The sequence below is a fragment of the Azohydromonas australica DSM 1124 genome (assembly GCF_000430725.1).
Lineage (GTDB): Bacteria > Pseudomonadota > Gammaproteobacteria > Burkholderiales > Burkholderiaceae_C > Azohydromonas > Azohydromonas australica.
The window spans coordinates 1-12421 of sequence record NZ_AUMO01000092.1 but is presented as its reverse complement, the minus strand read 5'-3'; the positions used below and the strand labels follow the sequence as shown (position 1 = coordinate 12421).

10 protein-coding genes are annotated in these 12421 nt (G+C 65.9%); 6 read left to right on the top strand and 4 right to left on the bottom strand.

Going from position 1 to position 12421, the window contains the following annotated elements:
* Window positions 1–170 precede the first annotated feature (170 nt).
* Entirely contained in the window at window positions 171–416 is a 246-nt protein-coding gene (locus H537_RS0115120; RefSeq protein ID WP_028998578.1) for a hypothetical protein, read from the bottom strand.
* 164 nt (window positions 417–580) lie between these two features.
* Window positions 581–1120 carry a CHRD domain-containing protein gene (locus H537_RS0115115; protein WP_028998577.1) on the bottom strand — a complete coding sequence of 180 codons (540 nt, stop codon included), beginning with the start codon at window positions 1118–1120 and terminating at the stop codon, window positions 581–583.
* Between the two features lie 145 nt (window positions 1121–1265).
* Between H537_RS0115115 and H537_RS0115110 the strand changes: the two genes are divergently transcribed.
* From H537_RS0115110 to H537_RS49320, 3 genes are all read left to right on the top strand, one after another.
* Complete coding sequence (locus H537_RS0115110) at window positions 1266–1778, top strand: hypothetical protein (RefSeq protein WP_156901731.1); 513 nt, start codon at window positions 1266–1268, stop codon at window positions 1776–1778.
* A gap of 475 nt (window positions 1779–2253) precedes the next feature.
* Window positions 2254–2964, top strand: a complete 711-nt coding sequence (locus tag H537_RS0115105) for a PEP-CTERM sorting domain-containing protein (protein WP_084150692.1) — start codon at window positions 2254–2256, stop codon at window positions 2962–2964.
* A gap of 347 nt (window positions 2965–3311) precedes the next feature.
* Window positions 3312–5177 carry a PQQ-dependent sugar dehydrogenase gene (locus tag H537_RS49320; protein ID WP_084150691.1) on the top strand — a complete coding sequence of 622 codons (1866 nt, stop codon included), beginning with the start codon at window positions 3312–3314 and terminating at the stop codon, window positions 5175–5177.
* A gap of 288 nt (window positions 5178–5465) precedes the next feature.
* Here H537_RS49320 and H537_RS43235 read toward each other — a convergent pair whose 3' ends face one another.
* A complete protein-coding gene (locus H537_RS43235; RefSeq protein WP_051242680.1) occupies window positions 5466–7670 on the bottom strand; it encodes a putative bifunctional diguanylate cyclase/phosphodiesterase in 2205 nt (734 codons plus the stop codon).
* A gap of 612 nt (window positions 7671–8282) precedes the next feature.
* Here H537_RS43235 and H537_RS0115090 point away from each other — a divergent pair.
* Complete coding sequence (locus H537_RS0115090) at window positions 8283–8750, top strand: Rossmann-fold NAD(P)-binding domain-containing protein (protein WP_156901730.1); 468 nt, start codon at window positions 8283–8285, stop codon at window positions 8748–8750.
* Window positions 8751–9210: 460 nt separating this feature from the next.
* On the opposite strand, the gene H537_RS43230 is transcribed toward H537_RS0115090, so the two are convergent.
* Window positions 9211–10164, bottom strand: a complete 954-nt coding sequence (locus H537_RS43230) for a hypothetical protein (RefSeq protein ID WP_043458893.1) — start codon at window positions 10162–10164, stop codon at window positions 9211–9213.
* A 163-nt stretch (window positions 10165–10327) separates the two neighbouring features.
* Here H537_RS43230 and xseA point away from each other — a divergent pair, with 163 nt between their 5' ends.
* Window positions 10328–12001, top strand: coding sequence for an exodeoxyribonuclease VII large subunit (gene xseA / locus H537_RS0115080; RefSeq protein WP_028998573.1), 1674 nt, complete (start codon window positions 10328–10330; stop codon window positions 11999–12001).
* On the top strand, window positions 11998–12324 hold the full coding sequence (xseB, locus tag H537_RS55640; RefSeq protein ID WP_028998572.1) for an exodeoxyribonuclease VII small subunit: 327 nt from the start codon (window positions 11998–12000) through the stop codon (window positions 12322–12324). The genes xseA and xseB overlap by 4 nt, the downstream gene beginning before the upstream one ends.
* Window positions 12325–12421: the final 97 nt, after the last annotated feature.

Genomic DNA, 12421 nt, shown 5'->3' with positions numbered 1-12421 from the left:
CGGCAGTGACGCTGGAGCAGGTCGTGCAAACCTACACAGGGAAAAGGCGCAGTACCTGACCGATGCAGAAATCGCGGACCTAGTGCAGTACCTCGTGTCACTGTGGCGACGTTGCGTAGCGCGGTCCGGGCCCCGGCTTGGCCGGGGTAGGGCCCCCGACGCTGATCGGTTCAGGGCCTGCGGGCGACTTGTCGCTTGCCGCGTTTCGCGGCCTGCCCCGGCGTTTCGGCTTCGGCGTGAAGCCAAATCTGCCCGCATCCCTCGACGGTGCGCATGAGGATCCTGCTCTTCACCAGCGTTTCCAGCCAGGCGCCCTTCATCATCTCGCGCAGCTGCGGTTCAACCTCGGCCAGTTTGGGACGCAGCTCAGAGATGCGGGCTTGTAAGGATTCGCGGGTGGGCTTGGCAATGAGCATGACCCCGCTGGTCGGGACTTCCGTTGCCCGTGTCGTGCACACTCCGTGAGCCGTTGAGAACCGCCGCTACTTGATGCGTCAATGGCTGCCCGCTTGGCTCGGGCGGTGCCCCCAGCGCGGTGTGGAGGCGCGTCCAAGCCTGAAGAGCGCTCTCGCGCGGCCGACTACCGCTCCGTTACCCGAAGCTGTGCCCTCACCTCACCGGCCGGGAATTTGTCGGTGTGGATGTTGACGTACAGCGCCCTGGCCAGCAGTGCACGGCCCAGCTCGCCGGCTTCACCCAGATCGATGCCCTGAGCCTTTGCTCCCGCCGTGATGTCCTCGGGCGTGAGCAGGCCGCTCACCTCGCCGGATCGGGTTCCCGGACACGCCGGCGTGCCAGCCGGCGCGTCGGGCAGGTTGCTACACAGGTAAAGCACGATGCCGCCGTTGACGCCACGCTGCGCAAAGTGGATGTGTGCCTGCAGCACGTTGCCTTCCAGGTCGCGGTAGCGAAGGTGATAGTGCACGCGCCCGTTGGCGCGCTCCAGCTCGGCGTTCAGGACGCCGCGCCCGGTGGAGGACACTGCGGGGACCTCCTGATAGCCGTCAAGCCAAACCTGCACATCGTGTGAGCCGTTATGTTCTGCCCCCTGCGCTAGCGCCAGCATCGGCAGCGCAGAGCCGGCCAGGACTGCGGCGGCGATGAGCGAACATGTCTTCATGTCTCATCTCCTTCGTTTGGTGGGTCAGCAAACCGCGCGGCATGTCCACCGCGCAACTGAATTTGACGTCTGATTCCTACCCCTGCCAGCAGAAGGAATGTCAAGCCCGGCAAGAGGCATCAGGCGGATGTTTCAGTCCTGTCCGATGCTTGGCTTGATCCTGTACGGCAACACGGTGCACGGGTTCAAGGCGCGGCGTTGCGAAGAACCGAACACTCCAACCAAGCAGGTGCGGGAAACCATCTCGCGTCAACTCTGGAAACTTGGCTCACCGGTCCGTCAGTGCGCCGCTGCTCTCATGAGGAGTGATACGGGCCTGCACGGTGTGCCCCTGCACGGCATCGCCACTGGGCGCGAGTCCCACGACCACAGTGCCAGGCGTCTGGGACGCGTGGTCAGTGCAACGGCCCTGTGCACGCATCGGGGCTATTCGGAAGCCGTTCTCGCCGTCGCGCGCGACTCTGACGAGAAGTCTGCAGTGTTGGCGGCCAGGGATGGGACGATTCGGGTCTGGCAGCTTGGCGCGGGCGAGAGGCGCGCAACCACCCGCCAGGAACTCCATCTTCAATGGGGCAGCGCGGCTTCTGTTCTCGGGACTGGTATCGGCGCGGCTGGAGTGCCGAACGTGCTGCGCGGCACGGGACCGTCCACCGTGTAAAGGCAGCCGAGCGAAACTGCTAGAACATGCTCCGGACGTGGCGTGCTTCATCGAACTGGGGCTGGTCAAGCGCAGCAGCAGTGCAACGTTTTCGTGTCGTTCAGGGCGGTAGCCATTCGATTAGCACTGGCGCAAGCTGCGTGACGCTGCTCCAGTTTCTGTGCCGCTGTACGGACCCGGACTACCGACCTATGGCGCATGGCACGGTGGCGGCAAACGGCGTCATGGACGCTGTCCTTGAGCCCATGACGGACTGCGCCAGCTGCGAGGACGAAAGCTTCCGGAGCACAGCTTGTTCGCCTCGATCTGTCGCTGCGGTACCTCCGGCTGACCGAGCCGGTCAGGGATAGCGGCAGAACAGGAGTCGTGACACCAGCTAACAAGGACCCCCCGTGTGACGGTGGTCGGCGCCCGAGAGCCGCCTAGATTGGGGGGTGGCGGCCAGTCTCGACGCGCCGCTCCAGGAGGACATGCCATGGTTTCACGCTGCCCTGTGTCGCGCTCGTGCATTACCCCCGTCCTGTCTGCAGCTATCGCGGCCGCGGCGCTGTTGGCCTCGCCGGCAAGCGGGGTTGAACTGGTCATCAACAGCGGTCCGCTCGTACGGCACGAACTGTTCCGCAGCGACGGACCGTCCGAGCTCATCTGGGAGGAACTCGCGTTCACCTTCCACCTGCCCGACACGGCCAGGGGCAACGGCCTGCTGCGCCTGTTTGCCGGAGGCGACCTCAACAACATTGGAATCGACTGGATTGATGCCACAGCCGGCCCCTTCGACGACCGCACGCTGCTGGGCACCTATGCCTTCCCGGTAAGCGATACCCACTTCACGGCCTGCGAGAACCCGCCCCATACCAATCCGGCAGGTTGTCCCCTGCCCGAAACCGTCCCGGGCGGCCTGTACTACGACCCCTCGCGCGGTCCGCCGGTGGGGGACGTCGAGGGCCGGCGCGACGTCACGATGTTCAGCCCCGGCGTGCGCGGCTTGGTCGTTCCGCAGAGCCTGCTCACGGGCGGATCGTCATTGACCATCAGCTTGTTCCCGCATGCTCCGATCTTTGACCTCTACATCGACCGAATAGAGCTGTCATACCCGCCGATTCCGGAGCCGGCGACGCAGTCGCTGATGCTCGCCGGCTTGGCCCTGGTAGGCGGGCTGGCATGGCGCTCGCGCCGACGCCCGTGACATGCTGGGTCATCTGCCACGGAAGAGGGATACGTTCCATGCGCTGCCCGCCAGGGACCAGGACTGTTGACACATAACAAATGACAACGGCAGTGGCGAACGGCACACCGAAGCCCGCCGCCCTGCCCTTGGCAGCGACCACGCAGCGGACGTTGGATGCCCGCTCCATGCGCCAGCCCGAGTCTTCCAACCCGGACGGTGCGCATAAGGCCCATTGAAGATCCCAGGGACGGTTGGTCGGGGAGGCCAGAGCCATTCGTCGGTGTAACGCCGGGCGGCTTGGCTCCTCTGCGCGGCATGGAGCTTGTCGCCGCGCGCGTACTCCATGTGATGTCAAGGGGAATGACATGAGCTCAATGGAACAGTGGCAGGCGGTGCTGTTCACCGTCTTGGTGGCCGCGGCCGTTGCAGGCCGGGCGGCAGACGAGCCAACGGCAGCAGGTGTCGCAGGTTCTTCAAACACCCCGGCCGCAGCGGCTCAAACCAGCGGCGTGCCGGCAGTGGCAGTGCCCAGAGAGGGGCTGAACCAGACGGCTCGGGCGGGTACCACGCTGCCGGTGGCGCCGATGGTGCGCGTGGCCGACGCGGCGGGCAACCCAGTTCCAAACGTGCCGGTGCATTTCCGGGTGGTGGACGGCGGCGGCACGATCACCGGGGCCGAAACCGTCACCGACGCCCGTGGCCGCGCGCGCGTGGGCAGCTGGACGCTGGGGCCGACCCGCGGCCACCAGCGCTTGGCCGTCAGTGCGCCGGGACTGACCGAAGCGGTGATCAGCGCCTTTGCGCTGGTGGAGGGCGCGCGGCTCGATGCCGTTGACTCCACCGATCGCCAGATGGCGCCGCCGGGCACCGCGCTGACGCGCGCACCCTCGGTGCAGGTGCTCGATGCCGACAACCGCCCGGTCCCAGGCGTGACAGTGAGCTTCGCGGCTGGGCAGGGCGGAAGGCTGGAACGCGGCAGCAATGTCAGCAACGCGCAAGGCATCGCCAGCCCGGGTGCCTGGACCCTCGGGCCCGGCGGGGGAGAGCAGACGCTCACGGCCAGCGCGGAGGGTTTCACCACCGTGCAGCTGGATGCCACGGCGTTGCCCACGGGCGCGCCGACCCTGGTGCGCGACGTCTTCATGCGCAACGTCTTCGAGGTCTGGGACATACAGTTTGCCCCCGGCGGCGTGATGCTCTACACCGAGCGCGGCCGCGGCCTAAAGGTGCGCATGCCCGGCGGCGCGACGCGCACGCTCTTCGCGCCGCCGGATCTCACCAGCGCCAGCAACAGCGGCATGCTGGGCATTACGCTGGACCCGAATTTCAGCAGCAACCGGCGCCTTTATGTCTACATGGCCTCCAGCGCCGGCGGCGTACCCAACAACCATGTGGTTCGGCTGCGCGTCAAGCCCGATTGGACGGGCGTGGACTCGCGCAAGGACATCGTCACCGGCATCCCTTTCCAGACCAAGCGCTTTCAGGAGGGGCAGCACTCGGGCGGCGCGCTGGCTTTCGACGCCGGCGGCTACCTGCTCGTCAGTACCGGAGACAACCTTACCGGACCCATCCCGCAGAGCCTGCGCTCCCTGGGCGGCAAGGTGCTGCGCGTGGACACCGAGGGCCGGCCCGCGCCCGACAACCAAGCGCCGGCGGCCGCGGATCCGCGCATCTGGGTGCGCGGGCTGCGCAACCCGCAGGGGCTGGCGATCCAGCCGGGTACTGGGCGGGCGTACCTGATCGAGCATGGCCCGTTCAACAACGACGAGGTCACGCCGCTGCGATCCGGCAACGGCGGCTGGGACCCGCGGCCACGGCCATTGGGCAGCCCGGATGCGCGCTGCCCCAACGGCGTTCAGCTGAGCTATTGCGGCGACGACGGCGGCACCGACATGACCGATACCGGGCTCTATCCGGATGCGCTGCGCCCGGCCTGGCGCTCAGGCCCGACCGCTCTCGGCACTGCCGGCGGCGGCTTCGTGAACGCAGCGGCATGGAAGGACTGGCGCGGTGCGCTGATCATCGGGCAGCTTTCCGGGCGGCGCCTGCTGGTGCTGCAGCTGACCGCCAACGGCAATGCGGTGCGCAGCGCCACGCCGCTGCTGCAGGAGTGGGGCGTGCGTTTGCGCACCGTGGCCCAGGGACCTGACGGTGCGCTCTACGTCGCCACCTCCAGCAACGGTAACGACAACGACGTACGCACGGAGATCTGGCGGCTGCGGCCCCAGTAAGCCGCTACAGTGGCCGGTCAAGCGGCCAGCGAAAAGGCCTGCCGGTGCGGGCCTTTTTCATGGTCGCAACCGGGCGTGTGTGTACACAGGCCGTGCAGGCAACCGTAACCTGGTCAAATTCTCGTCGGCATGAACCTCCTGGAGGCTACTCGTGCATACAAGGTTTGCTGCTACTGCGCACTGGGCGGCTCGACATAACGCCGGGTGCCCTAGCGATGGGTGACATGGCGCAATAGCCTGCAGGCGTCAAATCCAGTGGGAACCCCGCCAGTTCCCTGCAACCGGAAGCTATGGCATGCCTCTTCGGGATGCGGCCTCAAGCCAGCACGGCATCGGGATCTGCAAACAATTTCGGCGCTCGTCTGCCTGGGAAGGCCCTCCACACGCGCTTTCTCTGAAAAAACACCCTCTGGCCGAAACGTCGCTGGCGGACATGGGCCTTGCAAAGTAGAAACCCTGCAGCTCGTCGCAGCCCAGCTCAATCAGCGTATCGCGCTGCTGGAACGTTTCCACGCCTTCGGCGACCACGCGCAGATCCAGCGCATGCGCCAAGCGGATGATGGCGTCGACGATGGCACGCGCATCCTTGCTCATGGCGACGTCCATGACGAATTCGCGGTCGATCTTGAGTTCACTGACGCGCATCTGGCGCAGCGACGAAAGACTCGAATAGCCGGTGCCGAAGTCGTCAATGGACACATGCACCCCCATTGCCGAAAAACGCTCGATGATGTTTTTCGAAGCTTGGCTGTGCTCCATCGCAACGGACTCCGTGATCTCACAAACCAGCTGGCCGGGTTGGACCCGATGCCGCTGCAGGGCCTGGCGCACGTCTTCGACGATGCTGGCGTTCCTCAACTGGTAGCTCGACAGGTTCACCGCCACCTTCATTTCACACCCCTGGGATTGCCAGTAGGCCATCTGGCGACAGGCCTCGTCGATCACCCAGGCGCCTATGCGATTGATCAACCCGAAGCGCTCTGCAACCGGGATGAAGACTGAGGGACTGATGGGTCCTCGCACGGGGTGATTCCAACGCAGCAGCGCCTCCACGCCGCTGACTTCACCAGTACGGCCATTGATTTTCGGCTGGTAATGGAGCTGAAGCTGCCTGGTTTCCAAGGCTTCGCGCAAGGATTGGCGAAGTTCGACCAGTTCGCGCGCGTCCTCATGCATGTGCGGCCGGTACATCGCATAGCTGCCGCCGCCGGCATTCTTGGCCGTGTACATCGCTGCATCGGCATCGATCACGATGCGGTCGCGATGGCTTTGGTCAGGATAGATGACCCCTCCAATCGAGCATGACAGTGATATGTGCCGGATTCCGATCTCGAACGGGTTGGAAATATTGTCAAGAATTTGCTGGGCCACATGCACGAGATCACCTTCTCCTGCCACGTTGTCAAGCAGCATGACGAACTCGTCCCCACCAATGCGCGCCAGGGTACCGCCCTCCCTGGTGATGGGCTTCAAGCGGCTGGCAATCTGTTGGAGCAAGGCGTCGCCCACAGCATGTCCAAAGCTGTCGTTCACGGGCTTGAACCCGTCCAGATCGATGAACAGCACGCCGATCCTGGAGGCCGTCCCGCTGTCAAGCCGGGCCAGCGCATGTTCCAGGCGCTCCTGGAACATCGTCCGATTGAATACTCCCGTCAGCGCATCCGTCATCGCCATGCGTTCTAGCTCGGCATGGGCGCCATTCAAGCTGGCACTGGTCATCTTGAGCGAGGCATTCATTTTCGAAGCATGCGCGCGCATGCGGTCGTCCACTCTGGACGCGAACAGCGCCAAGAACAGGAGCACCAAGCAGGCCAGGGTAATGATATTCCGAAGACCGGAACCGCCGAGGCCGTTGGCACTCAGACAGACAGCGTTTACCGGATAGTTGGCGGCTGCATCACCGAGATAGTGCATTCCGCTGATGGCCAGGCCCATGAGCAAGGCGGCCCCGCATTGGGCAGCCTGTGCCTTGGCGCCTGCAAGACGGCGCATCCAGAAGAATATCGACAAGGCCAAGGCCGATGCCGTGAAAGCCACCAGCATGGAGGCAATCACCAGGGGCGTGTTCCATGCGATTTCAGGGCTCATGACCATGGCGGCCATCCCGAGATAGTGCATGGCACATATGCCCAGGCCCATGACCGTGGCGCCCGACACGAGCAGCCCACGAGAGAGGAACGGGCGCGACGAGATAGACAAGGCCAGCCCGGAGGTCGATACGGCAGCAATCCATGACAGGAGTGTCGCGGACCAGCTGTAGCCGACCTGCACGGGCAGGCTCATCGAGAGCATTCCGATGAAGTGCATCGTCCATATGCCAGTGCCCATGACGATGCCCCCGCCAGCGGCCCAAAAGACCTGCAAATAGGGATCGCGCCGATGGACCCGCTTGGCCAAGTCCAGCGAGACATAGGAGGCGAAAATGGCCATGGCGATGGACAGGGCCACGACCTGGTAGTCATGGACAGGCTCAAGGAACTGCGGCAAAGGCATGATTTTCGTGCTCCACCTGCATATGCGCCCGGCAATTCGGTAGAGTTCAAGGTTGAAAAAATTCTAGGAATCGTTTCCTGGTAAGCGACAGCTTGCAGTTTCTATGGCAATGCGCTGACCACAAGAGCTTTTGATTTCAATGGCGGGCCAAACTCCAGCCATCGCCGGTACGCATCGGTGGATGCATCGCATGGCGGACCAAGCGGGCCGAAACTTCCCAGCTCGGCGATGCCAATGCGACCGAACGACGGCTTCATCGGCACTCTCACCCCGGAATTGATACAGATCAACCGCAAGGCAGATCACTTGGCTTGGCGGCTGCCCGCCAGCGGCAGTAATTCACGAAACCTTGTATTTTCATGCGGCCCTGACGCGCCTTCATGAAAAGGTGTGCCTTCGAAACGGGGTAAGCCCCGTCACGGGCCTGCGGGGGGATATAAGGCAGATACCGGGTTGCGGCTTTCATTTCAAATCGGCTTCAAACACGGCATGTAAGCCTGCATTTGACGTGGAGGAGGCACTGTCCAAGACACGGCGCACTGCTGGTATGTCCTGCAGATCTGGGCTTCAGCACATGGCATTAAGGTCCCGGCCATCGCGGGCGACTTCGCCATGCCGCAGCCCTTGGGCAATTCCTCCACACAACCTTTGCTGATCACCGTTGTCGGCATCGGCGGCATGATCTTGGCCCCCACGCTGTACCGGATCGGCGTGCCCTGCGTGGTCTACGAGTCCGTCGCCGAGTTATGGCCGCTGGGCGTGGGCATCAACCTGCAGCCCAATGCCGTGTGCGAGTTTTACGACTTGAGGCTGCGCGACCAAGTGCTTCACACCATCGGCGTCCAGGCCCGCACGTGCTCCCTGGCGGGCCGCAACGACCGGAATGTCTATGCCGAGCCGCACGGCCTGCTCGCCGGCTGGCACTGGCCGCAATACGCGGTGTACCGTGAGCACTTGCAAACGCTGCTCGACTGCGCAGTGCCGGAGCGCCTGGGATCGGATGCCCTCATCCCCTGCGTGGCCGAGTCGTCCACTTGGAAGGACACCCTCGGATTGCGCCCCAACATTCCCGTCTTCTGACCCGAGTGGGGGACGCAGCAGATGCGCCCGTCAAGCCACACGTAACCCAGCGGAGCCAGTAGCGTTCGCCGTCGGCATCCAGGCCCGGGCGCTGGATGCACTCGCGCTACAGGAACGCTTGCATTTCCTCATGTGTAAGGGCTTGAAGATCCATGGCGATCGGGTCCGGCCTGATCCCAGGTCAGGAGGCTCCGCGTGATGGTCCGGTCAGCGTACTAAGGTGCTCGGCATCCCGGGTAAGCGCTCCAAGGCAGGAGCGGCGCGTTGCCTGCGCCGCCGCTGCACACCCTGTCAGGAATGTGCTGGCCGTTGCAAAGCTCCTCGACAGCGCTGCCCAAGGTGACGACACAACGCGCGACCAAGCGCACAGCAGGGAATGCGCGACAAGGGCGTGCACGTCCCGCCATGGTCAAGGCAATCGTGCCGGTCGATGTGCGCCGATAGCGTTGACCACGCGGCCTCAGCGGCCCACGACCACGACGTCGAGTTGCTGACCCGCCACGCAGCGCAATGCCCCCTCGATGGCTGCGTCGATCCAGGCCGCCTCGTTGCCGAACGCCCCGCCACCCAGCCGCGTGAGCAGCACGCGACGCGAGGCGCCGCGGCGGGCGTTGAGCACACCGGCCAGCAGCGTGGCCTCGTAGGCCGCCTCCAGCACCAGCCGCCCCAGCGGCTCCCATGCATGTGCCGGTGGTCGGCCATAGGCCACGGGCATCGCCGAGCAGTACGCCTGGCTCACGAGCGGCCCAGGCGCCTGCCGTGCATCGGTGACCTCGACGTCCCAGTGCAGCCCGATGCGCAGCAGCCCACGCAGATGGTCGATTTCCGCCGCGCTGGCCGATACCAGTTGCCGCGACACCCGCGCCAGCCCTTCGCCGCTGCACAGCGCGTAGCCATTGCGCCAGGTCCACAGCGGCTGCTGGCCATGGCCAAGAGCCGTGCCCAGGTCGGCCAGCGTATTGATCTGGCGCCCGGCCCTCTGCCCGCGACGGCCATCCACCGGCACCAGGTAGTTGCGGTAGATGGTCGCGGCGCCGGCCGCCATCGCGCAGGCCGGTCCTTGGGTACGGTCCCGCGCATAGCCAGTCACGCCGTCCTCGGGGCTGACATCGGGGCTGACCATCTCCAGGAGGTTGAACTGCGAGGCAACCTGGATGAGCGCTCCTTCCTGCTCGGGCGCCAGGTGCAGCTCGCGGATGTCGCCGCGCACCACCCCGGGCACCAGGGCTGGCCCATCGCGCTGCACACCGGCGCGCGCACGCAACTCGGCCAGCGAAACGACCTCCAGCCGCCCCATGGCCCACCGCTGCCCGGTGACCTCGTTCACCAAGGCATTGCCATCAAGCTGCAGCCTTGCCTGCGTGCTGGCGTAGCCCTCTTCCTCGAAACCCGTAATGCGCTCGAACCAGTCCAAGGCCCCTCCCCTTTCTCATGTGACAAGCGCCATCTTCCCGCACCACGGCACTGGCATCGACGCAGGAACATCAGCAGGTGTCTTTGCGCTCGTGCCGCCGACACGATTGCGGCCCGCGCCAGACCACGGCCTGGGATGCGGCGACTGCTAACCTGCGGTTCGCATGAGCACTACCCCGGCCACCGTCACCTACCTTGACACTGCGTTCAAAGACAAGGACCGGGTCAAGGCGCTGGGCGCGCGCTGGGATCCGGACGCGCGCCGTTGGTACGTCCCCATGGGGCTTGACCTCGCGCCGTTCGAGGCCTGGTTGCCGGCACGCTCGCCACAGACAGCGGCGGCATCTGTAACGCCGGCCACCGGCACTGCAAGCACCGAGCTGGCAGTGCCCACGGGCATCGCGCTGTCGCAGCTGATGAAGGGCGTGGCTGGCGCCGTGGCGCAGGCCTATCGCAGCGGCGTCTGGACGCGCGTCGAGGTGAGCCGCGCCGACACCCGCGGCGGCCACGTCTACCTGGAGCTTGCCGAGCGCGATGTGCAAGGAGCCGCCGTGGCGCAGGCCCGCGCCATGATCTGGGCCTCTACGGCGGCCGCAATCCTGCCAATCTTCGAGCGCGCCACGGGCGTGGTGCTGGCCGCCGGCATCAAGTTGCTCGTGCGTGCGAAGCCCACCGTGCACGCGGTCTACGGGCTGAGCCTGGAGATCGATGCCATCGACCCGGAGTACACGCTGGGCGACCTGGAGGCACGCAAGCGCGAGATCCGCGAGCGGCTGCAGCGCGAGGGCGTCTTCGACGCCAACCGGCGCTTGGCCGCGCCGTGGGACTTCAACGCGGTGCTGGTGGTCGCCCCCGAGGGAGCGGCCGGCCTGGGCGACTTCCACGCCGAGGCGCAGCGGCTGCAGCGCTTCGGTGTGTGCCGCTTCGTCTACGCCCACAGCCGTTTCCAGGGTGAAGGCGCCCCGGCGCTGATTCGAAGCGCGCTGCTGCACGCGCTCGATGACTGGGAGCCGGGTGCCTTGCCGGACGCGGTCGTGATCATCCGCGGCGGCGGCGCAGTCAACGACCTGGCCTGGCTCAACGACTACGCGCTGGCGCGCTGCATCTGCGATCTTGAGGTGCCCGTGCTCACCGGCATTGGTCACGAGCGCGACAGCACCGTGCTCGACGAGGTGGCGCACCGGCGCTTCGACACGCCTTCCAAGGTGATCGCCGGCATCGAGCAACTGATTGCCCAACGGGCCCGGCGCGCCCGGGAGCATTTCGAATTCGTGGTCCACACGGCACGCCACCAGCTGCAGCAGGCGCGCCAGGAAACAGCGCAAACCGTCGCGCACGTTCGCCTGCAGGCCGTGCAATCCGTGCGACTGGGCCAGCAGCAGTCGCACTCGCTGCTGGTCGCGGTGCGCCACCAGGCCGCGGCCCAGATGGGCGCCGCGCGCCAAGCGGCGCAACTTCAGTTCGTGGACGTGCTGGCCCAGGGACGGCATGCGCTGCACACCGCCCGCACTGGAACGCAGGCCAACCTGGATGGTGTACTTGAACGCACCGCGGTGCAGGCCGCCCGAGCCCGCGACAACACCAGCCGGACCATGGACGAAGTCGCTGCCGGTGCGCGCCGGGCGCTGGCCGACGGCGCACAGCGGTCTCAGGCGCTGGTGCGCGAGATCACCGGCCAGGGACCGCACAAGACGCTGGGGCGGGGCTTTGCCATCGTGCGCCGCACGGGCGGCGCCGTTGCCACCAGTGCGGCCGGCCTGGCCGCCGAGGAAGCCATCGACATCGAGTTCCGGGACGGCACCGTGGCCGCCCGGACGCTGAAGAAGGAACAAGGATGAGCGGCGAGACCTTCCGCGAGAACTACGAGCTCCTGCAGCGCCACGCGCAGACGCTGCGAGAGCAGGACGATCCCAACATCGACGACCTGCTGGCTATCGTTACCGAGTCGGTGCAGGCCTACAAGGTCTGCCAGGCGCGCATCGAGGCCGTGGAGAAGGCGCTGGCGCAGGCGCTCGAAGGCTCCGGACTCGACACGGGGTCCGCGCAGCGCGGCGAAGACGACGCGGCGCAGGCCGCGCCAGCACGGCCAACGCGCGCGGCACCGCGCCGCCCGGCCCCCGGCGTTGGCGTCGATGACATGGATGACGACGTGCCGTTCTGAGAGCCACCCCTTTCAAGGTGCCCATTTAGCGAGCACGCTGCCTCCTCTGACGCACCCGATGGCAAGTGGAGGTGTGCGATGACGGTGGTGGATGCTG